Origin of the sequence: Pseudomonas sp. B21-019 (genome assembly GCF_024749225.1) — a bacterium.
GTDB lineage: Bacteria > Pseudomonadota > Gammaproteobacteria > Pseudomonadales > Pseudomonadaceae > Aquipseudomonas.
Window position 1 is genome coordinate 2,944,348 of the sequence record NZ_CP087193.1, and the last position, 23,686, is coordinate 2,968,033.

Annotated in this window: 26 protein-coding genes; 8 read left to right on the plus strand and 18 right to left on the minus strand. The window is 60.8% G+C overall.

What is annotated here, in order from left to right:
* Nucleotides 1-73 precede the first annotated feature (73 nt).
* Nucleotides 74-3,103, plus strand: coding sequence for an FAD-binding and (Fe-S)-binding domain-containing protein (locus tag LOY36_RS13220; RefSeq protein WP_258673953.1), 3,030 nt, complete (start codon nucleotides 74-76; stop codon nucleotides 3,101-3,103).
* A 114-nt stretch (nucleotides 3,104-3,217) separates the two neighbouring features.
* Here the strand turns inward: LOY36_RS13220 and LOY36_RS13225 are convergent, their stop codons facing one another.
* From LOY36_RS13225 to LOY36_RS13240, 4 genes are all read right to left on the minus strand, one after another.
* Nucleotides 3,218-4,330, minus strand: coding sequence for an alkene reductase (locus LOY36_RS13225; RefSeq protein ID WP_258673955.1), 1,113 nt, complete (start codon nucleotides 4,328-4,330; stop codon nucleotides 3,218-3,220).
* A gap of 150 nt (nucleotides 4,331-4,480) precedes the next feature.
* Nucleotides 4,481-6,718 (minus strand): molybdopterin cofactor-binding domain-containing protein, encoded by a 2,238-nt coding sequence (locus tag LOY36_RS13230; RefSeq protein WP_258673956.1) that lies wholly within the window; start codon nucleotides 6,716-6,718, stop codon nucleotides 4,481-4,483.
* Nucleotides 6,715-7,188, minus strand: a complete 474-nt coding sequence (locus LOY36_RS13235) for a (2Fe-2S)-binding protein (RefSeq protein WP_258673957.1) — start codon at nucleotides 7,186-7,188, stop codon at nucleotides 6,715-6,717. The genes LOY36_RS13230 and LOY36_RS13235 overlap by 4 nt, the downstream gene beginning before the upstream one ends.
* Nucleotides 7,185-8,384, minus strand: coding sequence for a cytochrome c (locus LOY36_RS13240; RefSeq protein WP_258673958.1), 1,200 nt, complete (start codon nucleotides 8,382-8,384; stop codon nucleotides 7,185-7,187). The genes LOY36_RS13235 and LOY36_RS13240 overlap by 4 nt, the downstream gene beginning before the upstream one ends.
* A 377-nt stretch (nucleotides 8,385-8,761) precedes the next feature.
* On the opposite strand from LOY36_RS13240, the gene LOY36_RS13245 reads away from it, so the two are divergent.
* Complete coding sequence (locus tag LOY36_RS13245; RefSeq protein ID WP_019578778.1) at nucleotides 8,762-9,961, plus strand: MFS transporter; 1,200 nt, start codon at nucleotides 8,762-8,764, stop codon at nucleotides 9,959-9,961.
* Nucleotides 9,962-10,061: 100 nt separating this feature from the next.
* Nucleotides 10,062-10,991 carry a LysR family transcriptional regulator gene (locus tag LOY36_RS13250; protein ID WP_018929053.1) on the plus strand — a complete coding sequence of 310 codons (930 nt, stop codon included), beginning with the start codon at nucleotides 10,062-10,064 and terminating at the stop codon, nucleotides 10,989-10,991.
* Here the strand turns inward: LOY36_RS13250 and LOY36_RS13255 are convergent.
* The 7 genes from LOY36_RS13255 to LOY36_RS13285 form a co-directional block, all read right to left on the minus strand.
* Nucleotides 10,969-11,253, minus strand: a complete 285-nt coding sequence (locus LOY36_RS13255) for a hypothetical protein (RefSeq protein WP_019578779.1) — start codon at nucleotides 11,251-11,253, stop codon at nucleotides 10,969-10,971. The genes LOY36_RS13250 and LOY36_RS13255 overlap by 23 nt on opposite strands.
* Before the next feature lie 298 nt (nucleotides 11,254-11,551).
* Complete coding sequence (locus tag LOY36_RS13260; protein WP_018929055.1) at nucleotides 11,552-11,800, minus strand: hypothetical protein; 249 nt, start codon at nucleotides 11,798-11,800, stop codon at nucleotides 11,552-11,554.
* Between the two features lie 132 nt (nucleotides 11,801-11,932).
* A complete protein-coding gene (locus tag LOY36_RS13265) occupies nucleotides 11,933-12,193 on the minus strand; it encodes a hypothetical protein (protein ID WP_258673959.1) in 261 nt (86 codons plus the stop codon).
* A gap of 81 nt (nucleotides 12,194-12,274) precedes the next feature.
* Nucleotides 12,275-13,354: a molybdenum ABC transporter ATP-binding protein gene (gene modC, locus LOY36_RS13270; RefSeq protein ID WP_019651603.1), complete on the minus strand. Its 1,080-nt coding sequence runs from the start codon at nucleotides 13,352-13,354 to the stop codon at nucleotides 12,275-12,277.
* A 3-nt stretch (nucleotides 13,355-13,357) separates the two neighbouring features.
* Entirely contained in the window at nucleotides 13,358-14,038 is a 681-nt protein-coding gene (gene modB / locus LOY36_RS13275; protein WP_258673960.1) for a molybdate ABC transporter permease subunit, read from the minus strand.
* On the minus strand, nucleotides 14,039-14,791 hold the full coding sequence (modA, locus tag LOY36_RS13280; RefSeq protein WP_408981124.1) for a molybdate ABC transporter substrate-binding protein: 753 nt from the start codon (nucleotides 14,789-14,791) through the stop codon (nucleotides 14,039-14,041). It abuts the gene before it with no gap.
* A 304-nt stretch (nucleotides 14,792-15,095) separates the two neighbouring features.
* The gene (locus LOY36_RS13285) at nucleotides 15,096-16,160 is read right to left on the minus strand and encodes a nitronate monooxygenase family protein (protein ID WP_258673962.1); all 1,065 of its coding nucleotides are present in this window, start codon (nucleotides 16,158-16,160) and stop codon (nucleotides 15,096-15,098) included.
* A gap of 214 nt (nucleotides 16,161-16,374) precedes the next feature.
* Between LOY36_RS13285 and LOY36_RS13290 the strand changes: the two genes are divergently transcribed.
* Both LOY36_RS13290 and LOY36_RS13295 read left to right on the plus strand, forming a co-directional pair.
* Complete coding sequence (locus LOY36_RS13290) at nucleotides 16,375-17,358, plus strand: MDR family oxidoreductase (RefSeq protein WP_258673964.1); 984 nt, start codon at nucleotides 16,375-16,377, stop codon at nucleotides 17,356-17,358.
* A 54-nt stretch (nucleotides 17,359-17,412) separates the two neighbouring features.
* Nucleotides 17,413-17,901, plus strand: coding sequence for a GyrI-like domain-containing protein (locus tag LOY36_RS13295; protein WP_258673965.1), 489 nt, complete (start codon nucleotides 17,413-17,415; stop codon nucleotides 17,899-17,901).
* Here the strand turns inward: LOY36_RS13295 and ada are convergent.
* The 5 genes from ada to LOY36_RS13320 form a co-directional block, all read right to left on the minus strand.
* A complete protein-coding gene (gene ada / locus LOY36_RS13300) occupies nucleotides 17,865-18,938 on the minus strand; it encodes a bifunctional DNA-binding transcriptional regulator/O6-methylguanine-DNA methyltransferase Ada (protein WP_026346071.1) in 1,074 nt (357 codons plus the stop codon). The two genes, LOY36_RS13295 and ada, sit on opposite strands and share 37 nt — an antisense overlap.
* An 87-nt stretch (nucleotides 18,939-19,025) precedes the next feature.
* Nucleotides 19,026-19,706 (minus strand): DNA oxidative demethylase AlkB, encoded by a 681-nt coding sequence (gene alkB / locus LOY36_RS13305; protein ID WP_258673966.1) that lies wholly within the window; start codon nucleotides 19,704-19,706, stop codon nucleotides 19,026-19,028.
* A complete protein-coding gene (locus LOY36_RS13310; protein ID WP_258673967.1) occupies nucleotides 19,696-20,406 on the minus strand; it encodes a 2OG-Fe(II) oxygenase in 711 nt (236 codons plus the stop codon). Before LOY36_RS13310 ends, alkB begins: the two co-directional genes overlap by 11 nt.
* A 127-nt stretch (nucleotides 20,407-20,533) precedes the next feature.
* The gene (locus tag LOY36_RS13315; protein WP_086945763.1) at nucleotides 20,534-20,704 is read right to left on the minus strand and encodes a hypothetical protein; all 171 of its coding nucleotides are present in this window, start codon (nucleotides 20,702-20,704) and stop codon (nucleotides 20,534-20,536) included.
* Nucleotides 20,705-20,732: 28 nt separating this feature from the next.
* Nucleotides 20,733-21,035 (minus strand): DUF1883 domain-containing protein, encoded by a 303-nt coding sequence (locus tag LOY36_RS13320; protein WP_007900033.1) that lies wholly within the window; start codon nucleotides 21,033-21,035, stop codon nucleotides 20,733-20,735.
* Between the two features lie 212 nt (nucleotides 21,036-21,247).
* Between LOY36_RS13320 and LOY36_RS13325 the strand changes: the two genes are divergently transcribed.
* Together LOY36_RS13325 and LOY36_RS13330 are read left to right on the plus strand one after the other, a co-directional pair.
* A complete protein-coding gene (locus LOY36_RS13325; RefSeq protein ID WP_019651595.1) occupies nucleotides 21,248-21,604 on the plus strand; it encodes a hypothetical protein in 357 nt (118 codons plus the stop codon).
* A gap of 72 nt (nucleotides 21,605-21,676) precedes the next feature.
* Nucleotides 21,677-21,907 carry a hypothetical protein gene (locus LOY36_RS13330; RefSeq protein WP_007935641.1) on the plus strand — a complete coding sequence of 77 codons (231 nt, stop codon included), beginning with the start codon at nucleotides 21,677-21,679 and terminating at the stop codon, nucleotides 21,905-21,907.
* Between the two features lie 13 nt (nucleotides 21,908-21,920).
* On the opposite strand, the gene LOY36_RS13335 is transcribed toward LOY36_RS13330, so the two are convergent.
* Entirely contained in the window at nucleotides 21,921-22,202 is a 282-nt protein-coding gene (locus LOY36_RS13335; protein ID WP_019578791.1) for a hypothetical protein, read from the minus strand.
* 140 nt (nucleotides 22,203-22,342) lie between these two features.
* On the minus strand, nucleotides 22,343-22,531 hold the full coding sequence (locus tag LOY36_RS13340) for a hypothetical protein (protein ID WP_007935646.1): 189 nt from the start codon (nucleotides 22,529-22,531) through the stop codon (nucleotides 22,343-22,345).
* Between the two features lie 280 nt (nucleotides 22,532-22,811).
* On the opposite strand from LOY36_RS13340, the gene galU reads away from it, so the two are divergent.
* Nucleotides 22,812-23,651 carry a UTP--glucose-1-phosphate uridylyltransferase GalU gene (galU, locus tag LOY36_RS13345; RefSeq protein WP_003182953.1) on the plus strand — a complete coding sequence of 280 codons (840 nt, stop codon included), beginning with the start codon at nucleotides 22,812-22,814 and terminating at the stop codon, nucleotides 23,649-23,651.
* Nucleotides 23,652-23,686: the final 35 nt, after the last annotated feature.

Genomic DNA, 23,686 nt, shown 5'->3' on the forward strand with positions numbered 1-23,686 from the left:
TGACCCATTAATGCTCAGGCGACAAGTGTTTTGATTTTTTCCCATGATTAGACCGACAAGAGAACAGCCTGCGATGATCGCTCAGTTGCCCACCGTTGCACTCGCGGCAGACTATCCGGAATTTCTTCAGGCCCTGCGCGCCAGCGGCTTTCGTGGCCAGCTCAGCGCCGATTACGCCACCCGTACCGTGCTGGCGACCGACAACTCGATTTACCAGCGCCTGCCGCAAGCGGCGGTGTTCCCCATGGACGCGGACGACATCGCACGCATCGCGACCTTGATGGCCGAACCACGCTTTCGCCAGATCAAGCTGACCCCGCGAGGTGGCGGCACGGGCACCAACGGCCAGTCATTGACCGATGGCATCGTGGTCGACTTGTCGCGGCACATGAACACCATCCTCGAAATCAACGTCGCCGAGCGTTGGGTGCGGGTGCAGGCGGGCGTGGTCAAGGACCAGCTGAATGCCGCGCTCAAACCCCATGGGCTGTTCTTCGCCCCGGAGCTGTCGACGTCCAACCGCGCCACCGTCGGCGGCATGATCAACACCGATGCCAGCGGCCAGGGGAGTTGCACCTACGGCAAGACCCGCGATCACGTGCTGGAACTGCACAGTGTGCTGCTCGGTGGCGAGCGCCTGCACAGCCGGCCTCTGTCCGACGCGGAGCTGGAAGTGGCCTGCACGCAACCCGGCCGCATCGGCGAGGTGTACCGGACGGCGCGGCACATTCAGGAAAGCCAGGCCGACCTGATCGAGTCGGTATTCCCCAAACTCAACCGCTGCCTGACCGGTTACGACCTGGCGCACCTGCGCGACGAGCACGGGCGTTTCAACCTCAACAGTGTGCTGTGCGGTGCGGAAGGTTCGTTGGGCTACATCGTCGAAGCCAAGCTCAACGTGCTGCCGATTCCCAAGTATTCGGTGTTGGTGAACGTGCGCTACAGCAGCTTCATGGATGCGTTGCGCGACGCCAATGCGTTATTGGCGCACAAACCGTTGTCCATCGAAACCGTGGACTCCAAAGTGTTGATGCTGGCGATGAAAGACATCGTTTGGCACAGCGTCGCCGAGTACTTCCCGACGGACGCAGAGCGCGCGACGCTGGGTATCAATCTGGTGGAGTTCAGCGGGGAAGACCTGACAGACGTGAATGCTCGCGTGGCGTCGTTCGTGGAGCATCTGCAGGCCGACACGACGATTGAGCGACTGGGCCACACCCTGGCCGAAGGGGCCGAAGCCGTGACCCGCGTATACACCATGCGCAAACGCTCGGTCGGGCTGCTGGGTAACGTCGACGGTGAGGTTCGCCCGCAGCCTTTCGTCGAAGACACCGCCGTGCCGCCGGAGAAACTGGCTGACTACATCGCTGAGTTCCGCGCCTTGCTGGATAGCCATGGCCTGGCCTATGGCATGTTCGGTCACGTCGATGCCGGTGTGTTGCATGTACGTCCGGCGCTGGATATGAAAGATCCGGCCCAGGCCGCTCTGGTCAAGCCGATTTCCGATGCCGTGGCCGAGCTGACCCGGCGTTATGGGGGGCTGCTGTGGGGTGAGCACGGCAAAGGTTTGCGTTCGGAATATGTCCCCGAGTTTTTTGGCGAGCTGTACCCGGCGCTGCAATCGCTCAAGGGGGCGTTCGACCCGCACAATCAGCTCAATCCCGGCAAGATCTGCACTCCGCCGGACGCCGCCCAAGGCTTGCTCAAGGTCAACGAAGTCACGCTGCGTGGTGACCTGGACCGGCAAATCGACGAGCGCGTCTGGCAAAGCTTCGGCACCGCCGTGCACTGCAACGGTAACGGCGCCTGCTACAACTACGATCCCAACGATGCGATGTGCCCGTCGTGGAAAGCCACCCGTGAACGCCAGCATTCACCAAAGGGCAGGGCCTCATTGATTCGCGAGTGGTTGCGTCTGCAAGGCGCGGCGAATATCGATGTGCTGCAAGCGGCCCGAGGCAAGTTGTCGTGGCTGAGCGGGTTGCCAACGCGGTTGCGTAATAACCTGGCGCGCTCGCGTGGCGAGGCGGATTTCTCCCATGAGGTCTACGACGCGATGGCGGGGTGTCTGGCCTGTAAATCCTGTGCGGGACAATGCCCGGTCAAGGTCAACGTGCCGGAATTCCGTTCGCGATTTCTGGAGCTGTACCACGGTCGTTATCAACGCCCGCTGCGCGACTATTTGATCGGCTCGCTGGAGTTCACCCTGCCTTACATGGCCTACGCGCCAGGTTTGTACAACGCGGTGATGAGCTCGAAATGGGTGAGCCGTCTGCTTGAGCGACAGGTCGGTATGCTCGACAGTCCGTTGATCAATCGCCATAACCTGCAGGCCACGCTGACCCGCTGCAAGGTCGCTGTCGCCAGTGTGCCAGCCTTGCGCGAGCTCACTGTCGCGCAACGTGAGCGCAGCGTGGTGCTGGTGCAGGACGCCTTCACCCGGTACTTCGAAACCCCGTTGCTGGCGAGCTTCATTCAGTTGGCGCATCAGCTGGGTTATCGGGTGTTTCTGGCGCCCTACAGCGCCAACGGCAAGCCTTTGCATGTGCAGGGTTTCCTCGGTGCATTCGCCAAGGCGGCGATCCGCAACGCCCATCAGCTCAAGGCGCTCGCCGACTGTGGAGTGCCGCTGGTGGGGCTGGACCCGGCAATGACCCTGGTCTACCGCCAGGAATATCAGAAAGTACCGGGGCTCAACGATTGCCCAAAGGTCCTGCTACCCCAGGAATGGCTCTGCGATGCGTTGCCGGAAAATCCGCATCCGGCGACTGATACATTCCGTTTGTTGGCGCACTGCACCGAGAAAACCAATGTCCCGGCCAGCACTTCGCAATGGGAAACCGTTTTTGCCCGACTCGGGCTCAAGCTGACGACTGAGGCGACCGGCTGCTGCGGCATGTCCGGAACCTACGGTCATGAAGCCCGAAACCAGGACACCTCGCGGACCATTTTCGAGCAGTCATGGGCCGGCAAGCTGGACAAAAAAGGTGAGGCGCTGGCGACGGGATACTCCTGCCGCAGTCAGGTGAAGCGCTTTGCCAACACGCAATTGCGCCATCCACTGGAGGTTGTGCTGGAGCGCATTGTTCAGCCAGTTCGCTGATGCAAACGCTGCGGCTGATTGCACGCAGCATCAGTTCCTTGGCGCGGCGCTCCTGCCCGTCGGACGAGGCGTCCACGGGCGCGCCAAGGTGCATTGATGGTCTGGATTCACCTGTCAGGAGTGAGCCGGGTAATCCACGTATCCACGCTGATCGCCACCGAAGAAGGTGCTCGGATCCGGCGCATTGAGCGACAACCCGTCGCGAATTCGTCGTGGCTGATCAGGGTTGGCCAGAAACGGTCTGCCGAACGCGATGATGTCCGCGCGGCCGTCGATCAAGGCCTGTTCCGCTGTCTCGGGGTCGTAGCCACCGGCGATCATCAGCACGCCGTCCCACGCTGCACGCAGTTGGCCGATGATTGCATCCCAGCGCGGATCGAAGTTCTCGTCCTTGACGGTGCCGACGACGGCAGGCTCGACGAGGTGCAGGTAGGCCAGATTCCACTGGTTCAACGAACGTACGATGTGGCCGAACGTAGCTTGCGGCGTCTCATCGCCCATGCCCATGAAGCGTCCCATCGGCGTGAGGCGTACCCCCACGCGCTGCGCACCGACTTCGTCGACGACGGCAGCAACCACTTCCAATAACAGGCGCGCACGGTTTTCCAGGCTACCTCCGTAGCTATCCTCGCGCTGGTTACTGTTGCTGTTGATGAACTGATCCAACAGATAGCCGTTGCCGGCGTGAATTTCCACGCCATCCATTCCGGCACTCAGCGCATTGCGCGCGGCCCTGCGGTAGTCGTTGATGATGTCAGCGATCTCCGAGGTTTCCAGTGCCCGCGGAACCGGCACATCGCCCCAGACACCGTTGCCATCCGCGTCGACGATGAACGTCTTGCCCGGCACGGGTAATGCGCTCGGGGCCACTGGAAGGGCATTGTCAGGCTGGAAACTTGGGTGCGACACGCGGCCCACGTGCCAGAGTTGCATGAAGATCAAACCGCCGGCCTCGTGCACCTGGCTGCTGACTTCGCGCCAGGCCTGTACCTGCTCATCGCTGTAGATTCCCGGGGTCCAGGCATAGCCTTGGCCCTGTCGGGAGATTTGCGTCGCCTCGGTGATGATCAATGCGGCGCTCGCACGCTGACGGTAATATTCGGCGTTCATGGCCGTCGGGACATCGCCCGGTTGCCCGGCACGAGAGCGTGTCAACGGCGCCATCGCCACTCGGTGCGGGAGTGTGTATGGCCCCAATGCGATGGGTTGGAACAGTTGCTGCGTCATAGAATTTCTCCGGGTGTCGAAAAGAGGGAGCAGGGCGGCGATGGACGTTTGGCCAGGCACCGTATGGCCGTAAGTTAATCCGCTGCATGCCGCTTGATAATCCGCATCAGCCTCTACGCTGCATTGCGTGAAACGCAACGCTGCGCAGGGTCAGGACGGTTGCTCCGAGCGGGTCAAAGGAAGGTTCAGCCAGCGTCGGCCGGTAGCGTTCGCCACGGCATTGCCGAGGGCGGCGGCCATCGGTCCCTGGACGATTTCGGCGGCGCCGAGAAACGGCTGTCCCGGTTGGTCGAGCAGGTGCACGTCGACCTTTTTCGGCACCTGCGAAAAGCGCAGGATCGGGTAGCCACTCCAGTCGTAGCTGCGTATGCCCCCGGCGTCATAGGCGACTTTTTCATACAGCGTCCAGCTGGTGGACTGCACGATCCCGCCTTCCACCTGGTTGCGCAGGCCATCGGGATTGACGATTTGCCCGACGTCTACCGCCGTGACGACGTGATCGACCTGCACCTCGCCGGTCTGCGGATGTACGCGCAAGCGCACCGCGATCGCGCAATAGCCCATGATGTTTTTATAGCGGGCAAACGCAAAGCCGATGCCCGCGCCGGGTTCGCTGCTTTTTTGCGACCAGCCGATGGCGTCGCGCACGCGCTCCACCACGGCCCGCGCCCGGGGATCCGCCAGATGGGCAAGGCGCAAGGCCACCGGATCGCTCCCGGCCCTGGCGGCAAGCTCATCGATGCACGCCTCGATCGCGAAGATGTTGATGTGCGCGCCCAGCGAGCGCATGGCAGAGGTGCGAAACGGCATCTCAGTGACGAAGTTCATGTTGATGCGCGTGGATGCCAGCGTGTACAGCGGCACGGCATTGCGATCGCCGTCGCCTTCAGGTTGAGCGATGGGCACCGAAGGCGCGGAGGTGAACGGTCGGGCCAGCAGTCGCGCCGGCAGCAGCCGGCCCGCGTTGACGATGCGTTCGTTATGCGGCGTGGTCCACAGTTCATAATTCCAGTCCTGCAGTCGACCTTGAGCATCAAGATTGGCCTGCACTTCAGTCACCATCGCCGAGCTGTAGGGTTCCCAGAGATTTTCCTGCTCGCGCATCCACTGCACCCGCACCGGCGTGCCCGGTATTCGCATGGCAATCAACGCCGCGTCGGCCGCTGCATCGTCTGCGCCGTTGTGGCCGTAACAACCGGACCCTTCGGTGTGGATACAGCGAACGCGCTCGGGCGGTAGCCGCAGCATTTCGGCGATCCCGGCGCGCAGCGGATACACGCCTTGGGTGTGGGTCCAGACGGTGAGGGTGCCGTCCTTGAACCAGGCCACGGCGCAGGACGGGCCGATGGATCCGTGCATCAGGTATTGCTTGGTCACGCGCGCTCGATAGCGATTGTCGGTCGCTTCCTGTGGCGTGCCCTCATGGCTGATCGGGTAGCGGCGTGAAGGCAGGCGCTCGAGCAATGTGTGGACGTCCCGTGACTCGGGTATCGCTTGTCCACCGCTCCAGTGCGCCGATTCATATCCGTGGCGCATGGCCTTGATCGCTTGCCATTCATCACGCGCCACCACGGCAAGGTAATTGCCGTCGCGAATCACCTGCACAACCCCGGACAACGTTTTGATCGACTCCGCGTCGAAGGCTTCCAGCGTGCAACCGGGACGAGGAGGGCGAATGACCCGAGCGTGCAGCATGCCCGGCAGACGAATGTCCTGAACAAATGCAGGGCCTCCGCTGACTTTTGCCGGAATATCCAGTCGTTGCAGCGAATGACCGATCAGCTTGAAGCCCGTCGCTGGCATTGCCGGCGATTCGGACTTGGCATAGAGGTGCAGATCGACGTTTTTGACGGCGTCAGCGTAGGACATTCGTTGTCCGGCAGGGCCGTGAATGACGCCCTCCTGCGTCGTCAACAGTGGCGGTGCCACCTCCCAGCTGCGCCCGGCCGACTGCAGCAATAACTCACGCACCTGCGCCGCCGCGTTGAACAACGCGGTGCCGCTGTCGAAAATGCTGTGGCTGCCGGCGGTGTAGCCTTCGTTGGGCGTCAGTGCAGTGTCGGCCGTCAGCAGGTTGATCGCCGTCGGCGAAACCTCCAGACGTTCGGAGGCAATTTGCAGCAAGGCTGTTTTGACGCCAGTGCCCAATTCGACCTTGCCGGTGTAGACAGTGATGCCTTCAGGGCCCACGCGGATCCACGCATCGAGGTAGGGATTGGTGCGCAGGCTGCCGGGCAGATCAGGTGCCAGCACCACCGTGCCGAGCGTATCCACTTCGGTATCGGCCCATGCACGACGCGCCGCCGGCACCAGGGTAAACGCCACCAGCAAGGCACCCCCACGCAAGAAAGCCCGGCGACTGTGGTCAACTTTGTTCTCCATCGTCATCTCGCGCTCCCGTTTTGCCCGGCCACCAGGCTGATTGCCTCGATAATCCGCAGGTGGGTGCCGCAACGACACAGGTTGCCTGCCATGTGCTCGCGAATGGTCTGTTCGTCCGGGTGCGGATTGCTCTCCAGCAATGACTGCGCGCGCATCAGCATGCCGGCGATGCAGTAGCCGCATTGGGCCGCCTGTTTATCGATAAAGGCTTTTTGCAAAGGACCGGGACGTTCGGCGGTACCGAGGCTTTCAACCGTTCGAACCTTCTTGCCTTCAAGGCCCGCGCAGGGCGTCACGCAAGAAAAGACCGGCTTGTCATCGACGATGACCGTACAGGCGCCGCACTGGCCCAAACCACACCCGTACTTGGCGCCGTTCAGCCCCAGATGATTGCGCAGCGCATAGAGCAGCGGCATGTCAGGTTCCAGCTCCAAGGCTTGGGCCGAGCCGTTGACGTTGAGCGTGACTTGGGTCATTTCGTCTCCTGACGGATCGCTTCAATAGTGGAAGAAAGCTCTGTCCAGGGTTGGTCAGGCCTGGCTTGCTGGCGCAGGTATGACGCCAGGGCTATGAGTTGAACGTTGTCCAGGCTGGCGGCAAACGGCGGCATGACCGGTCCGGGCACGCCCGGAGTTGCCGGCACACCTTCGAGCACGGTTTTCAGGAAATTGCGTGCGCTTGGGGCTTGCAGTGCCGAGGTGCGATCCAGCGCCGGACGCCCGTCGATCTCGCGCATCGGCGCCGCAGGGGCATGACAACCGGCGCAGGCACTGGCGAACAGCAGGGCGCCGCTGGTCTGGTCCAAGGTCTCAACGCTCCCGGCGCCGGGTTGGATTTCGGTGATCGCAGCCTTGGTTTGCAGGCTCAGCAAATACTCGGCAATCGCCTCCGCGTCACTGACCGGCAAGCAAGCCAGACTGAGGCTGACCGGGCGCATCGGGCCTGCGGCTGTGCCGTGCCCATCCACCACTTCTGCCCGCAGATAGCGGACCAACTGTTCAGTGCTCCACGGGTTTGCGCGACGGGCCATGCCGAGCAGCGAAGGCGCCTCCCAGCCATCCACCTCACCGCCCGCGAAGCTTTCGCCGGACTGCTCGGCACCGATCAGGTTCAACGGTGAATGGCAGCCCGCGCAGTGGCCGGGGCCTTCAACCAGATAACGTCCGCGATTCCACGCTTCAGATTGCTGCACTACAGGTGTCAGCGGCTTTGCATGCAGAAACAGCAGATTCCAGAACGACACCAGCGGCCGGAGGTTCATCGGGAAATTCATGCGGTTTTGCATGGCCGGTGAGTTCACGGCAGGGCCGCTCATCAAGTACGCATACGCGTCGGCAATGTCGCCTTCGCTCATGCGCCGGTAGTGCACGTACGGGAAGGCGGGGTACAGGAAGTGGCCATCGCGGGCGATCCCTTCACGCATCGCCCGCTCGAACGCCGGCAGTGACCATTGGCCGATACCGGTCTGCGGGTCGGGTGTGATGTTGGTGCTGTAGAGCGTACCGAACGGCGTCACCAGCGGCAGCCCGCCTGCCATGTATTGACCGCCCGGACGCGTATGGCACACCGCACAATCGCCTGCTTCGACCACCCGCGCACCACGCTGCAATTGCGCGGCATCGAACGTTCGCGGGCGCTCAATCGGTGCTATCGCCGGGCGCCACATCAGCATCGCTGCGCCGATTGCGCCTATCGAAGCGAGGACGGCTGCGCTGATCCAGAGGGGACTGGATCTCAGGAAGTTGCCCTTCATGAGGATTTGCAACGCGAGAGACGCGCAGTGCGCATCGAGGATGGATTCGGGGTCATGAACAGCTCCTTGAGCAACCGGGGAAGGGCGCTGATGGAGTGCCCTGCGCCAAGTGCCCAAGGGTAGAGAAGGCGCAAGCGCCGGAGTATTGCCACGTCGCGCAATAGCGCTTTGCGCCAACAGCAACGCCGGGGTCGTTGCGGATGGCGCATCACTCCATTGCCGGTGGCATGGATTCTCTGCATCGACCCGTGCCCTTAGCCTTGGCATCACTTTCCCGAACTCAACGAGGTGTCATCATGCTCACGGGTAACCCCGCAGCAGCGGCCAAGGCCGAACAGCCTGCTTCACTCTCCGGCCTGATGGTCGCGTTCCTGGCATTTTGCTGCGGCGCGGTCGTGGCCAACCTCTATTACGCCCAGCCGATTGTCGAATTGATCGCGCCGCAGATCGGCCTGTCCAGCGCCAATGCCAGCCTGATCGTTTCACTCACACAGTTTGGTTATGCGCTGGGTCTGCTGTTGCTGGTGCCGCTGGCCGACCTGATGGAAAACCGGCGCCTGGTCGTGGGTTTCACCCTCGCGGCGAGCGTTACGCTGTTGTGTGCCGGGCTGACGCACTCGCCGTCGATGTTCCTCGTATTTTCCTTGCTGATCGGCCTTACTTCGGTTGCGGTGCAGATTCTGGTGCCATTGGCGGCGCATCTGGCACCCGAAGCCACGCGCGGTCGTGTGGTGGGAAATATCATGAGCGGGCTGCTGCTGGGCATTCTGTTGTCGCGTCCGCTGTCCAGCCTGCTGGTGGAAGTGTTCGGCTGGCGCGGGGTGTTTTACAGCGCGGCGGCACTGATGGCCGTCATCGCCCTGATCACCGCGGCTGCGCTGCCGCGCCGTGTGCCGACGCATCAGGCGACTTATGCCGCGCTGATCGGCTCGGTGTTTACCCTGGCTCGTCGCCATCCGGTGCTGCGTCAACGTTCGTTGTACCAAGGGTTGTTGTTCGCAAGCTTTAGCCTGTTCTGGACGCTTGCGCCGATTGAGCTGATGCGTCACCACGGTTTCAGCCAGGCGCAGGTGGCGATTTTTGCCCTGGTCGGAGCGGTAGGTGCAGTCGCTGCGCCGATTGCCGGACGCTTGGCCGATGCCGGCCACGGCCACCGCGGAACACTGGTCGCACTGCTGCTGGCACCGGCTTCATTGTTGATCGCTGCGCTGCCCGGCAGCAGCTACTTGTGGCTGGTGGTGTGTGCGGTGCTGCTGGATTTCGCCGTGCAACTGAACATGGTGCTGGGCCAACGCGAGGTGTACGCCATCGACCCGCACAGCCGGGCACGACTCAACGCCGTGTACATGACCAGCATCTTCGTTGGCGGTGCCTTGGGATCGCTGGTGGCGAGCCCGCTCTACGAACACTTCGGCTGGAACCTGTCTGCCGCATCGGTGGCATTGCTCCCGACCCTGGCTTTGGTGATGTTCCTCGGTCGCAAGGCCAATGCCTGAGCGCCAGGCGCCGGGGAATCCGGTGAAGCACCGTCATACAAGACGGTTGGCGAACGGTGATGCACAATCACCACCGTTCCCTTTTGACCGGATTCCGCTTATGGACAAGTTGCTGGCATTGAAGATGTTTGTTGAAACCGTGCGTTGCGGCGGTTATTCCTCCGCGGCGCGCAAACTCGGCATCTCGACGTCTTCGGTCACTCGCCAGGTGGCGGGGCTGGAAAACGAGCTGGGCGCCAGTCTGCTTAACCGCACGACACGCAACACCAGCGTGACCGTCGCCGGGCAAACCTATTTCGAAAAGGCTGTGGCGATTCTTGACGCCATCGACGAAGCCGATGCCGTGGTTGCCGACCGTGGCAGCGAGGCGCAAGGACGCCTGCGGATCAGCGTCCCCGTCGAGTTTGGTCGGCGGATCATCGCGCCGCATCTGGGCCGATTGCTCGAGCGCCATCCGGGACTGGAAATAAGCGTGTCGTTGAGCGATCAGGTCAGCGACCTGCTGAGCGAACAGATCGATGTGTCGGTGCGTCTGGGATCGTCGGTGGTCAGTGAAGACATCGTCAGTAAACGGGTAGGGGCCTTCCAGCGCTGGGTGGTGGCCAGCCCGGATTACCTGAGCCGCCACACGGCGCCGTGTCATCCTCGCGACTTGCTCGAGCACCAATGCCTGCGCTTTGATTACGCTGGTTCGCACCAGTGCTGGACGTTCCAGGGCGATAAGGAAACCATCCAGCTCAATGTGCACGGCCGCCTGCAAAGCAACAACGCCGACATCCTGCGCGAAGCGGCAATCGCCGGCGGCGGGGTGACCCTGTTGGCCGACTGGCTGGTGCGCGACGATGTCGCCGCAGGCCGGCTGACGCGATTGCTGGAACACTACGAAGTCAATCCCGGCAGTGCGAGCAGCTGCATCAACGCGCTGTACTTGCCCAACCACCGGGGATCCAGCCGGATCAATGTGTTTATCGATTTTCTAGAGGAAATCCTCACGCCTGGCGTGTCAGCTATACAAATGGCTGGCCAGTAAAGCCACGCGGTAGCCGTTGCAGTCCGGGCATCTCGATCAGCCGTTGTACCCAGGATGCGCGCCAGTCATTGGCAGCATGGGTGGCTTTGGCTTTGCGTGCGGCCCGACGTGCGGCGTTGCGTTCGGCTTTGCGCGCTTCCTTGTACGCATCGGTGTTGCGGCAGCTTCTGCATTTCACCCGGTTCAATATGCTGCTGGAAGTCAGGTTGCTGCCTTTGTGCCCGCAGGCCAGGTGCCCGCCGACTTTGAAGTGAGTGACCATGGGACATTCTCCTTCGTGATGTGTAAGCGTTCGACACCTGGCAGGTGAGGGCGTTCGTTCGCGTTACGGCAGGCAAAAAAATGGCCCGCATGCGGGCGGGCCAGGGGATTTATTCAAAGGAGCAAGTGAACTGTAGGAGTTCGGTTGTGAAGACGGTGTGAAATGGCCGAAGGCACGAATAAAAAAAGCCCGGCAAACTGGGCCGGGTTGGGATGTAGCGCGAGTCTGGCAGGCAGGCATAACCACGGTGACGAAGAGGTCACCGCTCAGGTGTGTTGAATTGGACTCTGTCCCTGGCTCAAATAACGCGGTCGCCTGATTTGAACCGAGGCAGTGGCGGCTCGACATGTTTGAGTGCAGACAACGCGCTGCGAATCTGCGGCGTGTCCTTCTCGATGTCGTTCAAGCGGTCACGAATCCTGAGCGCTGTCGGATGCCCCCCTTGATGATCGACCCAGTCGGCGATTTCCTTGCACGCAGCAGCAAGGCGGGCCTGACGGGAGTCAAGCAGGGTGAGCAGGGTAGCGATAGACTCTTTCTCGGACATGACAATCACCTCCGTTCAAGGAAATCGGCTAAAGGGCAACAAAAAGCCCGCGGGGGAGCGAGCTTTCTGCCGATGGGTCGCTGGTCCTTCAGCTCCTTCAAGTATAGACCCGGAAAATGAAAGTGGCCGGCGTCAAGCCAACCCGTGCGACACCGGCGAACTGGCCTCGTTAAGCCTGCGACATTCGCGCCTGGCGTCCTCTTCAAGATCGTAACCGTCACCGATGAAGCCGCGAGTGCGGGTATCGACGATGCGATACCAGACGGCGGCGTCGGGCGGGGGATGACCGACTTCTCCGGCCCGGCGGCCATGAACGATGATCTTGTTGCAGCGTTTCACAACGAAAATGTCTTCCATGGCGTCACCGAAGCTATTCGTGTTCAGATCAAGCATAGAAGCCCGTTGCAATCATGCAAAAAACTGGTGGGTCGTTCGTCGGTTCGGTGCCCCTTTGAGTACGCCTCGGCGACGGATTCAGGCCAGCACCGCCACCGCTTTGATCTGCGCCCAGAGTTGCTGGCCGGGGTGCACGCCCAGTTGATCCCGGGAGTAGCGGGTGATTCGCGCCAGCAGCGGTGTGCCGGCGGCATTCAGGCGGATCAGTACGTGAGCGGCATTGTCGGCGCCGATCTCACTGATCACCGTGACCGGCAGGCGATTGAGGATGCTGCTCTGTTCGACGCCTTGCAGGCTCAGGCTGACATCCCGCGCCTGAACCTTGCAGCGTAATGCCTGGCCCTTGGTCATCGGCGCGTGGGTGACCCGAATGCTCAGGTCGGTGTCGGGCAGTTGCAAGGTCAACAGCTGGTAGTCGGCGTCATAGGCGCTGACGTGCCCTTCGATCACCACGCCGGCGTCATCGCCCAGCGCCAGCGGCAGATCGAGCCGGGCCAGGGTTTCGCCGATGGCGCCGCTGGCCAAAGCCTTGCCGTCGCTGAGCAGGACGAGATGGTCGGCGAGCCGCGCGACTTCATCCTGGGAATGGCTGACGTACAGTACTGGGATGTCGAGCTCATCGTGCAGCCGTTGCAGGTACGGCAGGATTTCGTTTTTACGCTGGGTATCGAGCGCCGCCAGTGGCTCGTCCATCAACAACAGTTTGGGGCTGGTGAGCAGGGCACGGGCGATGCCGATACGCTGGCGCTCGCCACCGGAAAGATTCTGCGGATTGCGCTCGAGTAAATGGCCAATCCCTAGCAGTTCGGTGGCATGCGCCATGTCGACCCGCCGCTGTTGGCGAGGGATGCGCTTGAGGCCGAATTCAAGATTGGCCCGCACCGACAGATGGGGAAACAGGCTGGCTTCCTGGAAAACATAACCCAGGGCGCGTTTATGCGGCGGGACGAAAATCCGCTTGTCGCTGTCCTGCCAGACTTCATCGTTGACCTGGATAAAACCCTGCTCAGCCTGCTCCAGGCCGGCGATACAGCGCAGGCAGGTGGTTTTGCCCGAACCGGAATGACCATAAAGCGCAGTCACCCCGCGGCCGGGCAATTGAAGATCGACATCCAGGGCAAATCCCGAATAGCTCAGTTTCAAGCGCGTTTGAATCATGGGTCAGCTCCAGGCCGCTTTGGTTTTACGGCTGGAGTAGAGCGCCAGCAACACTGCAAAGGAGAACACCAGCATTGCCCCGGCCAGCCAATGGGCCTGGGCATATTCCATGGCTTCGACGTGATCGTAGATCTGCACCGAGACCACGCGGGTCTTGTCGGGAATATTGCCGCCGATCATCAGCACCACGCCGAACTCGCCGACGGTGTGGGCGAAACCGAGAATGGCCGCGGTGATGAAACCGGGACGGGCCAGCGGCACAATCACGCTGAAGAACGTGTCCCAGGGGTTGGCGCGCAAGGTGGCGGCCACTTCCAGAGGGCGAGTGCCGATGGCGGAAAATGCGTTTTGCAGCGGCTGGACCACGAACGGCATCGAGTACAGCACCGAGCCGATCAAGAGCCCCGCAAAACTGAAAGTCAGGGTGCCGAGCCCCAACGATTGGGTGAAGTGGCCGATCCACCCGTTCGGGCCGAGAGCCAACAGTAAATAAAAGCCAATCACCGTGGGTGGCAGCACCAGGGGCAGGGCGACGATCGCCCCGACCGGGCCGCGTAACCAGGATTGGGTGCGCGACAGCCATAACGCAATCGGAGTGCCAATGATCAGCAGGATGACCGTGGTCAGGGACGCCAGTTTCAGGGCCAGCCAGATCGCGGAGTAATCGGCACTCGATAGCGTCATTTAGAGTTGGTAACCATAGGACTTGATGACGGCGGCGGCTTTCGGCCCCTTGAGGTAGTCAACCAATGCCTGGGCGGCCGGGTTGTCCTTGCCCTTGTTGAGGATCACCGCGTCTTGTTTGATCGGATCATGCAGGTTGGCCGGAACGATCCAGGCCGAACCGCTGGTCACTTTGCCGTCTTTGTAGATCTGCGACAAGGCCACAAAACCGAGTTCGGCGTTGCCGGTGGACACGAATTGGTAAGCCTGGGTGATGTTCTGGCCTTCAACGATCTTGTCTTTGACCTTGTCGGTCAGGCCTTGCCTGGCCAGCACCTGAGTGGCAGCCAGGCCATATGGGGCGGCTTTCGGGTTGGCGATGGAAAGATGCTGATACTGGTTGTCGCTCAGAACCTTGCCCTTGGCGTCGACATAACCTTCCTTGGCCGACCACAGCGCCAGCGTGCCGATGGCGTAGGTGAAGCGCGAACCCTTGACGGTGTCGCCTTCGGTCTCGAGTTTCTGTGGAGTGGTGTCATCCGCCGAGAGCAACACTTCGAACGGCGCGCCGTTCTTGATCTGGGTATAGAACTGGCCGGTTGCACCAAAGGAGGTGACCAGTTTGTGCCCGGTGTCTTTCTCGAAATCGGCAGCGATGGCCTGGATCGGCGCGGTGAAGTTGGCGGCAACGGCGACCTGGACTTCATCCGCGTGGGCGGACCCGAAAGCGAACACGCTGAACAGGCACACAGGGGCAAAACGTGAGGCACGCATGGTCATGAAACGGCTCCGAGGTAGGCGAGTGAAACGCTATATATCAGAATATATAGCGAAATGCCTGTAAACGGAACTTGCCGGATGCAAAGTGCAAGGTTGGCACCGAACTGTGGCGAGGGAGCTTACTTGTGGCAAGGGAGCTTACTTATGGCAAGGAAGCTTACCTGTGGCGAGGGAGCTTGCTCCCGTTGGGTCGCGAAGCGGCCCCAAAAGCTCGCGACTGCTTCGCAGCCGAACGGGAGCAAGCTCCCTCGCCACAGGTAAGCTCCCTTGCCACAGGTTGTTGTTAGTTGCAGCTTGATTAGCGGCGAAGCAATTTGGCCAATCCTTCCTCAGCCAAACGCCGGGTCAGCTCTGCCGTGCTCAGTTCAACGCCCAGGGTGAACGCCTGCCCGGCCCAAAGGTTGCTGAAATCCGCTTCCCCTTTGGCCCGCAATGGCATCAGCGCACCGCCCGCCAAGGGGAAGGCCGGTGCCTTGGCGCTCATCGGCCCGAGTTCACGCATCACCCGATTGAGAATCCCGCGCGCCGGGCGCCCGGTGAAAATGTTGGTGACCGCTGTCTCGCTTTCCTTGGCCGTGCGCAACGCCTTGTGGTGGGACGCGCTGACCTTGGCCTCTGGCGTGAACAGATAAGCCGTACCTACCTGAACCGCCGATGCACCCAACATGAAAGCTGCCGCGACGCCCCGCGCATCGCCAATCCCGCCCGCCGCAATGACCGGCACTTTCACCGCATCAACGACCTGCGGCACCAGCGCGAAAGTACCCACCTGGCTGCTCAAGTCATCACTGAGGAACATGCCCCGGTGACCGCCAGCCTCGTAACCCATCGCAATGATCGCATCGCAGCCATGCTGCTCCAGCCAGATGGCTTCTTCGACCGTAGTCGCCGAGGAGAGAACTTTCGCCCCGGTGGCTTTTACCCGATCCAGCAGCGACTTTTCCGGCAGGCCGAAGTGAAAACTCACCACTGCGGGGCGAAACTCTTCGATCACTTCGCAGGCCGCGTTATCGAACGGCGCGCGATTGGACACCGGCGTCGGTGCGTCGAAGTCGACGCCCAATTCCCGGTAGTACGGTTCCAGCAGATTCTTCCAGTCCCGGGCGCGCTGCTCATCCGGCGGCGGAGGTTGGTGGCAGAAGAAATTGACGTTGAACGGGCGCTGGGTGTGTTGGCGAATCGTCTTCAGTTCTTCGCGCAACTGCTCGATGCTCAGCATCGCGGCAGGCATCGAACCCAGGCCACCAGCGTTGCACGCAGCAATCACCATGGCCGAAGTCGTCGCGCCGGCCAAAGGGCCCTGGATGATCGGCAGCTCGATCCCGAGCAGGTCAAGAATGCGGGTGTCTGGCCATTGGTTCATGTGCAGTGTTCTCCGACGTCGATACAGGGCAGGGACGGTAGAAGCAAGTATGTATCAGTAATGCCTGGCGCAAGGCCAGTCGAGTTTTTAATGCGTACAGGATGATCCGCAAGGCGCCAGCCGATGGGGATTGGCTTAAAGTCGGGTACGGTAATGGGGTTCCCTGTGTTATTTCAACAGCACGACAACTGAGCGATTCCATCAGGAGGCAATGATGTTCAAAGGCATTTTGATCGACAAAGACGACAGCGGTTACCGGGCCACGCTGCAAGAGATCGCTGACGATCAATTGCCCGAGGGCGATGTGACGGTGCGTGTGGCTTACAGCACATTGAATTTCAAGGATGGCCTGGCGATCACCGGCAGCAGCCCGGTGGTGCGCAAATTCCCGATGGTGCCGGGGATCGATCTGGCGGGCACTGTCGAAGTCAGCAGTCATCCGGACTACAAGATCGGTGATCAAGTCCTGCTCAATGGCTGGGGTGTGGGTGAAGGACACTGGGGCGGGCTGGCGCAGAAAGCTCGTCTGAATGGCGACTGGCTGATCCCGCTGCCCAAGGCATTCACCGCCGCGCAAGCGATGGCCATTGGCACGGCCGGCTACACGGCGATGCTGAGCATCCTGGCACTGGAACACAATGGCGTGACTCCCGAGCAGGGCGAGGTGTTGGTGACGGGCGCCAACGGCGGTGTAGGCAGTTTCGCCATCGCGCTGCTGAGCAAACTCGGCTACCGCGTGGTGGCATCCACTGGCCGCACCTCCGAACACGACTACCTCAAGCACTTGGGCGCCAGTGAAATCATCGATCGCGCCACGTTGTCGGAGCCGGGCAAACCGTTGGCCAAGGAGCGTTGGGCGGCGGTGATCGACTCGGTCGGCAGCCACACACTGGCCAACGCTTGCGCCAGCACCAAGGCCAACGGCACCGTCGCCGCCTGCGGTCTGGCCCAGGGCATGGACTTTCCGGCTTCCGTCGCACCGTTCATATTGCGCGGCGTGACCCTGGCCGGGATCAACAGCGTGACTCAACCCAAAGCCCGGCGGATACTGGCCTGGAATCGCCTGGCCAAGGACCTGGATTTCGCCTTGCTACCGCTGATCAGCCACGAAATCGGCTTGAGCGAAGCCATCGACGCCGCGCCGCGCTTGCTTGCCGGGCAGTTGCGCGGCCGGGTGGTGGTCGACGTCAATCGTTGAGCGTCTCGGTACCCATCAAACAGACAAACTGAAGCGACAAGGAAATATCGTGCAATGGATGTAAAACTGCGCGAAGTGCAGCCCTTCAGCGTCTCGGGTTTGCAGGTGCGAACCCGCAATGCCGCAGAGCAGCAGCCGGATACCGCACGTATCGGCCCTATGTGGGAACGGTTTTTCGTCGAGGATATTTTCGACAAGATCGCCCACAAACAACCGGATTCCTTTATGTACGGCGTGTATTCCAACTACGAGTCCGACGCGTCGGGCCACTTCGATGTGACCGCGGGAGTGGCGGTCACCGCACCCTCCGAGGGCTTTGCGCAGATTCAGGTTGAGGGCGGCGATTACCTGGTGTTCAGCGCAAAAGGAGCGATGCCCGATAGCGTCATTCAGGCCTGGGGCTTTATCTGGGCCTACTTCGAGGACAACCCGCAGGTTCGCCGCAAGTTCGCCACGGACTTCGAGGTCTACACCGGCCCGGAGTCCGTAGCGGTCTATATCGGCATTCAGGACCCGGACGCGTTTTCGCGCTCCAGCAACTGACGCTTGCGCTCCACGCCCCAGCGATAGCCCGACAGGTTGCCGTCGCTGCGCACCACGCGATGGCAAGGGATCGCCACCGCCAAACTATTCGCGCCACAGGCCTGGGCCACGGCGCGCATGGCTTTCGGTGCGCCGATGCGCTGAGCGATATCGGCGTAACTGGCGGTGCTGCCGACGGGAATCTCCCGCAGGGCTTGCCATACCCGCTCTTGAAACGCTGTGCCGCGTACATCCAGCGGCAAATCCAGGCCGAGGGCCGGGGCTTCGATAAAGCCGACGACCTTGGCGATCAACTGCTCGAACTCATGATCGGCGCCAATCAGGTTGGCGCGGCGAAACTTGTCCTGCAGGTCGCAGACCAGTTGATGCGGGTCGTCGCCCAGCAGAATCGCGCAGACTCCGCGCTCACTTTGTGCCACCAGAATCGCTCCCAGAGAGCACTGGCCGACGGCAAAGCGAATGTCGTTGTTCTGCCCGGCCGCGCGATAGTCCCCGGGTGTCATGCCGAGCAATTGATCCGCCGCCTCATAGAAACGGCTGTTGGAATTGAATCCGGCGTCATACAGCGCATCGGTAACCGTGCCGCCATCGGTCAGGCGCTCGCGAACCTTGCGTGAACGATGGGCGGTGGCGTAGCCCTTGGGCGTCAGGCCGGTGATGGCCTTGAACACGCGGTGGAAGTGGAAACTGCTCAAACCGGCTGCATCCGCCAGTTCATTCAACGCCGGTAACGTTTCGGCGGATTCGATTTGACGGCACGCGGCGGCCACGGTCGCGGCGTGTTGCGCGGCGACGTCGCTGTGATCTTTCGCGGCCCGTTTGCTGGGGCGATAACCCGCCGCCTGAGCTTGCTCGGCCGTGTCGAAGAATTCGACGTTCTGCGGTTTCGGCAGGCGTGCCAGGCTGCTGGGGCGGCAGTAGATACCGGTGGTTTTCACCGCATACACAAACTGCCCGTCGGCACGTGGATCGCGCGCGACCACGGCGGCCCAGCGAGGATCGTTTTCGGTGGCGATTGTTGGCGATTGAGTTGTCATGGCTTCATGTCCGTTGACCCGTTTCATGCAGATTAACCAGCCGGTAGAGACGCCACACTCCGGGTCTTGCGGTCGAATTCGAATGCTTCATCCCGCGGTACGAAAAGTGAAATTGATCCGCTGTTCGCCCAGCCGCGGATGCTGGCCTTCCTTGATCGGCAATACGCCGTGGTAACGCAAACGGTCCACACCGCCCCAAACCACGATATCACCGTGAAACAGCGGCACCCGCTGGCTTTTGGCGCTGCGTTCGAAGCCGCCAAACAGGAACGTCGCCGGCAATCCCAAAGACACCGACACGATGGGGGCAGTGTAGGCGTTTTCGTTTTTGTCCTGATGCAACGACATCCTGGCCCCGGGAACATAGCGGTTGATCAGGCAGGAATCAGGTACGAACGCCATAAACCCTGCCTCTCGCGCCGCCGCCTGGGCCAGTTCGAAAAACACCTCGGGCATTTCAGGCCAGGGCGCGCCGGTCTGCGGATCGTTGCGGGTGTATTGGTAGCCGTTGCGGTCGGTGGTCCAGCCCCAGGTGCCGCAACTGCTCAAGGCCACCGACATGGTAAAGCCACCGGGCGTGACCATCTGCCGAAACGGCGCCGCTGTCAGAACAGCCTCCAGCGCCGGTAGTAACCGGTCAAGCCAGGGCAGGGCAAAGCCCCTGAGGACGTAGGATTGTTCGCCGATCTGCTCGCGCCTGGGCTGCTGCTCAGGTTCGGCGTCGGTAAACAGATCGAAGGTGATCGGGCTCATGGGCTCATAACGCATCGTGAAAGATGATTCCAAGGGTATGCCGTTTTCCACTGTGCAGGCGACTCACCCCATGACGCAGGGTCACGCGGTAATAGCCGCGAACGCCTTTAACCGGGCGCTGATTCACGGCAAAAATCAACGCGTCACCTTTCTTCAGTCCGATGACTTGCGGGCGCGATTGCATCCGTGGGCGTTGTTCGGTCAGCACAAATTCGCCACCGGTAAAGTCCTCTCCCGGTTCTGACAGCAGAATCGCCACTTGCAGGGGGAACACGTGTTCGCCGTACAGATCCTGATGCAGGCAGTTGTAGTCCTGCGGGCCGTATTGCAGCAATAAAGGTGTCGGGCGCTCCTGACCGGCGGCATGGCAGCGTTGTAGAAACGCTTCGTGGGATTCGGGGAAGCGGGTCGGCAAATCCATGCATTCGTACCAGCGATTGGCGATGGGAACCAGTCGAGGGTAGAGCGCGCTGCGCAACCGGGCCACCGGATCCGGCAGCGGGTATCTGAAGTATTTGTACTCGCCACGGCCAAAACCGTGGCGCGCCATCACCACTTTCGAGCGAAAGGGTTCGGGGCAGTCGTACAGGGCGCTTATTTCATCGCAGGTCTTATGGCTTAAAAGCGATTTGATGATCGCGCAGCCATCCTGGTCGAGTTGCTGCGTAAGCGCGCCCCAGTCGAGGGCATCGTGGTGAATCGGATCGGTAAACAAGGGTTCTGACTCCTTGACCAAAAGGTCGAGGCGGCCAGTTTAGAGAGCGTTGCGAGCGCGGGCACTCCGGCGCTTGCGGTCGAATTCGCGAGGGGAGCAGACGTCCATGTTGTCGCTCCAGATCGCGTTACAGCGCTTTGCTGACGCTGATCTCGCTGATGACGTCTTCGCTCTGGCCATGCAGCTTGTCCAGCGCAGCCTTGGCTTCTTCCGCGGTGCCGTTTTCAAGCTGGGCGAATTCGAAGCGACGTTCGCCGTTGAGTTTGTATTTGATGACGTATTTGGTCGTCTGGGCCACGGTCATACCTGCCTGTTCTGGTGTGGGTTCAGCTCAGCTTCGAGCTGGAGCGGCGGATGATCTTGATCGAGTGCGTCAGGGTCGGCTTGCGGGTCACGCTGATCGGCCGGCGGTTGACCGTGTCGATGGTGATGTTCCAGAAACCGGTGCTCGGCGCGGTGATCCGGGCCGGGAAGGTGTCGAATGCGCCACCGTGATACGTGTGACGGCCGCCGTTCTTGAAGCTGCGGAAGTTGGCGTCGTTCATCAAGCGGATGTTGCACATTTGGGAGCACTGAATGACGACGATGTCGTCTTCGTTGAGGTGCTCGCGCTGGTGGATAAATTTCATGAGGCGCCTCCAGAAGGGCTTTTTCTACAAAATCAAAACGATAGCATGGGCGATTGGCGCAGTTTATCAGCCCGAACAGGTTATTATCTGGCTGTCGGGGTCCGCTTTGACAATTAAAAACAGTTATTTGGAATTCTATGAGCGATAAAAGCAGGGAGCCTTGGAGAAAAACAGCATTTGTGCTGTCGGAGGGTCTTTATCGGAGGTTTCATATGAAATGGGGTGTTCTGGTCGTACCGTTTGCATTGGCAGTGGGTGGATGTGCGACGGTCTCGGACATCACTGCGTCGTTGCCTACCATGAACGTGATTTCAGGCAAGAAACCCCATGAGTACGCCCAGTGCCTGACCGAGAAGTTGGCCAGTAGCCGTGGGGCCTTGCAAGTCGAGCCGCAAAAGGATGGCATGCGGGTTATTGTGCCGCAGAAGTTCTCCTCGGGGCCGGCAGCGGTGTTTGATATTGAAGACCGCTCCGGTGGCAGCAGCATCAAGCTGCATGAGCGCATCTCCAATGTGCCGTTGCGCCCATGGGATGTACGCAATGCCGCCACCGCGTGCATTTCCGGCTGATAGACTACCCCCGGTCAGCATCGATGCCGTCAAAGTCGCACTTTGACGGCATTGTCATTTCTGGAGTCGAGCATGAAACGAGAGCAGGTGCGGGAGCGCCACGCAGAGGGTCATATCTCTGCCACCCATGTGATTCAGAACCCGGCGAATCCGGGGGAGTGGATCGTATTTTTCAAGAAAAGCGCCGGGCGCAGTTTTTTCCTGGTGGATGACAACGATGAAGTCGAGTCCTTCAGCCGCCTCGACGATTTGATCGAGACCGTACGCGGGCTCGGGATCAAGTTCGCCGAAATCCATATGTAGGGCATTGGGTGCCCTACTTGCAGACCACCACCACACTGCGGTTCTTGTAATTGCCGACGTCGACGCCCAGGGTTTTGTCGCTTTCCTTGGTCGAAGGTGTACCGTCGGTACCGACAATCCGATAGCCGGTGCCGGCGCAAGAGGCATCGGCTTTTTCGTAGCAACTGGCCCAGGCGTTGGCTTCTCCGGAGCAGTCGATGGTCAGGCCTTGCTCGCCATTTTTCAGGTAAGTCGTTTCGGACGTGGCGCAGCCACTCAGGGCCAGTACCGCAATCAGTGGCAAGAATTTTTTCATGTCGTGGTCGTCGTCAGTGATGGGGGCTAAACGCTATGACAGCGGCTGCAACGAAAGGTTATAGCGATTGGCCACTTCGTTGCAGGCATTCACAAAAAAGCCCTGTGCAAAGACAGGGCTGCGGTCGCGCCAGGTTCAGCTCAAGGCTTGTCCTTGCCGCGCCGCTTGGGTGCTGCGGGTTGATCCTGCAACACCGATGCCACTTCAATCGCCAACGCTTCTGTAGGGAACGGCCCGGCAATATTCTCGCCGCCGACGCTGTCTATCCACCACTGGCCGTCTTTCGCCTGATTGATCAGGTACCCGTTGACGCTTTTTGCTGCCGACATCTATCTGCCTCGTTGGCTGGTTCAGGTGCGCAATGATAGCGTCAAATGCCCTCAACGGGTGCCGATGGGTGTAGGGTGGGGCAGATTGTCGCTAGACTGATGGCCGCGCAGATCGTCGATCTCTGCTATCTATAAGAGGTTGTGCAGCTTATCTGCGGAACTATCCATCAGAATATTTCTCTATGATGGCGTCGGTTAGCCAGTGCGGGGCATTGTAAGGTGCACGCCGCCTGATTAGACTGCGCCGAAACTCGTACACACAGCCCTTTCAAGGACTTATATGATCAAGAAATGCTTGTTCCCAGCAGCCGGTTACGGTACTCGCTTCCTGCCAGCGACTAAAGCCATGCCCAAAGAAATGCTGCCGGTGGTAAACAAGCCACTGATCCAGTACGGCGTCGAAGAAGCACTGGATGCCGGGTTGACCGAAATCTCCATCGTTACCGGCCGCGGCAAACGCGCCCTGGAAGACCACTTCGACATCAGCTACGAGCTGGAAAACCAGATCAAGGGCACTGACAAGGAGAAATACCTGGTCGGCATCCGTAAACTGCTCGACGAGTGCTCGTTCTCCTACACTCGCCAGACCGAAATGAAAGGCCTGGGCCACGCGATCCTGACCGGTCGTCCACTGATTGGCGACGAACCTTTCGCCGTAGTACTGGCGGACGACTTGTGCGTCAACCTCGAAGGCGACGGCGTACTGACCCAGATGGTCAAGCTGTACAAGCAGTTCCGCTGCTCGATCGTGGCCATCCAGGAAGTCGATCCTCAAGAAACCAACAAGTATGGCGTGATTGCCGGCGAGATGATTCGCGACGACATCTATCGCGTTCACAGCATGGTCGAGAAGCCAAAACCTGAAGATGCACCGTCGAACCTGGCGATCATCGGCCGTTACATCCTGACCCCGGACATCTTCGACCTGATCGAACAGACCGAGCCAGGCAAGGGCGGCGAAATCCAGATCACCGACGCCCTGATGAAGCAAGCGCAAAACGGCTGCGTCATGGCCTACAAGTTCAAAGGCAAGCGTTTCGACTGCGGTGGCGCCGAAGGCTACATCGACGCGACCAACTTCTGCTTCGAGAACTTCTACAAGACTGGCAAGGCTTACTGATAGCGCCTGACCTGCTTGTACTGAAAAGCCACCTT

Bases quoted from the DNA above. Each gene is read 5' to 3' on its own strand.
- LOY36_RS13220 (WP_258673953.1), top strand. From the start codon at position 74: ATGATCGCTCAGTTGCCCACCGTTGCACTCGCGGCAGACTATCCGGAA.
- LOY36_RS13225 (WP_258673955.1), bottom strand. From the start codon at position 4,330: ATGACGCAGCAACTGTTCCAACCCATCGCATTGGGGCCATACACACTC.
- LOY36_RS13230 (WP_258673956.1), bottom strand. From the start codon at position 6,718: ATGACGATGGAGAACAAAGTTGACCACAGTCGCCGGGCTTTCTTGCGT.
- LOY36_RS13235 (WP_258673957.1), bottom strand. From the start codon at position 7,188: ATGACCCAAGTCACGCTCAACGTCAACGGCTCGGCCCAAGCCTTGGAG.
- LOY36_RS13240 (WP_258673958.1), bottom strand. From the start codon at position 8,384: ATGCTGATGTGGCGCCCGGCGATAGCACCGATTGAGCGCCCGCGAACG.
- LOY36_RS13245 (WP_019578778.1), top strand. From the start codon at position 8,762: ATGCTCACGGGTAACCCCGCAGCAGCGGCCAAGGCCGAACAGCCTGCT.
- LOY36_RS13250 (WP_018929053.1), top strand. From the start codon at position 10,062: ATGGACAAGTTGCTGGCATTGAAGATGTTTGTTGAAACCGTGCGTTGC.
- LOY36_RS13255 (WP_019578779.1), bottom strand. From the start codon at position 11,253: ATGGTCACTCACTTCAAAGTCGGCGGGCACCTGGCCTGCGGGCACAAA.
- LOY36_RS13260 (WP_018929055.1), bottom strand. From the start codon at position 11,800: ATGTCCGAGAAAGAGTCTATCGCTACCCTGCTCACCCTGCTTGACTCC.
- LOY36_RS13265 (WP_258673959.1), bottom strand. From the start codon at position 12,193: ATGCTTGATCTGAACACGAATAGCTTCGGTGACGCCATGGAAGACATT.
- modC (WP_019651603.1), bottom strand. From the start codon at position 13,354: ATGATTCAAACGCGCTTGAAACTGAGCTATTCGGGATTTGCCCTGGAT.
- modB (WP_258673960.1), bottom strand. From the start codon at position 14,038: ATGACGCTATCGAGTGCCGATTACTCCGCGATCTGGCTGGCCCTGAAA.
- modA (WP_408981124.1), bottom strand. From the start codon at position 14,791: ATGCGTGCCTCACGTTTTGCCCCTGTGTGCCTGTTCAGCGTGTTCGCT.
- LOY36_RS13285 (WP_258673962.1), bottom strand. From the start codon at position 16,160: ATGAACCAATGGCCAGACACCCGCATTCTTGACCTGCTCGGGATCGAG.
- LOY36_RS13290 (WP_258673964.1), top strand. From the start codon at position 16,375: ATGTTCAAAGGCATTTTGATCGACAAAGACGACAGCGGTTACCGGGCC.
- LOY36_RS13295 (WP_258673965.1), top strand. From the start codon at position 17,413: ATGGATGTAAAACTGCGCGAAGTGCAGCCCTTCAGCGTCTCGGGTTTG.
- ada (WP_026346071.1), bottom strand. From the start codon at position 18,938: ATGACAACTCAATCGCCAACAATCGCCACCGAAAACGATCCTCGCTGG.
- alkB (WP_258673966.1), bottom strand. From the start codon at position 19,706: ATGCGTTATGAGCCCATGAGCCCGATCACCTTCGATCTGTTTACCGAC.
- LOY36_RS13320 (WP_007900033.1), bottom strand. From the start codon at position 21,035: ATGAAATTTATCCACCAGCGCGAGCACCTCAACGAAGACGACATCGTC.
- LOY36_RS13325 (WP_019651595.1), top strand. From the start codon at position 21,248: ATGAAATGGGGTGTTCTGGTCGTACCGTTTGCATTGGCAGTGGGTGGA.
- LOY36_RS13330 (WP_007935641.1), top strand. From the start codon at position 21,677: ATGAAACGAGAGCAGGTGCGGGAGCGCCACGCAGAGGGTCATATCTCT.
- LOY36_RS13335 (WP_019578791.1), bottom strand. From the start codon at position 22,202: ATGAAAAAATTCTTGCCACTGATTGCGGTACTGGCCCTGAGTGGCTGC.
- LOY36_RS13340 (WP_007935646.1), bottom strand. From the start codon at position 22,531: ATGTCGGCAGCAAAAAGCGTCAACGGGTACCTGATCAATCAGGCGAAA.
- galU (WP_003182953.1), top strand. From the start codon at position 22,812: ATGATCAAGAAATGCTTGTTCCCAGCAGCCGGTTACGGTACTCGCTTC.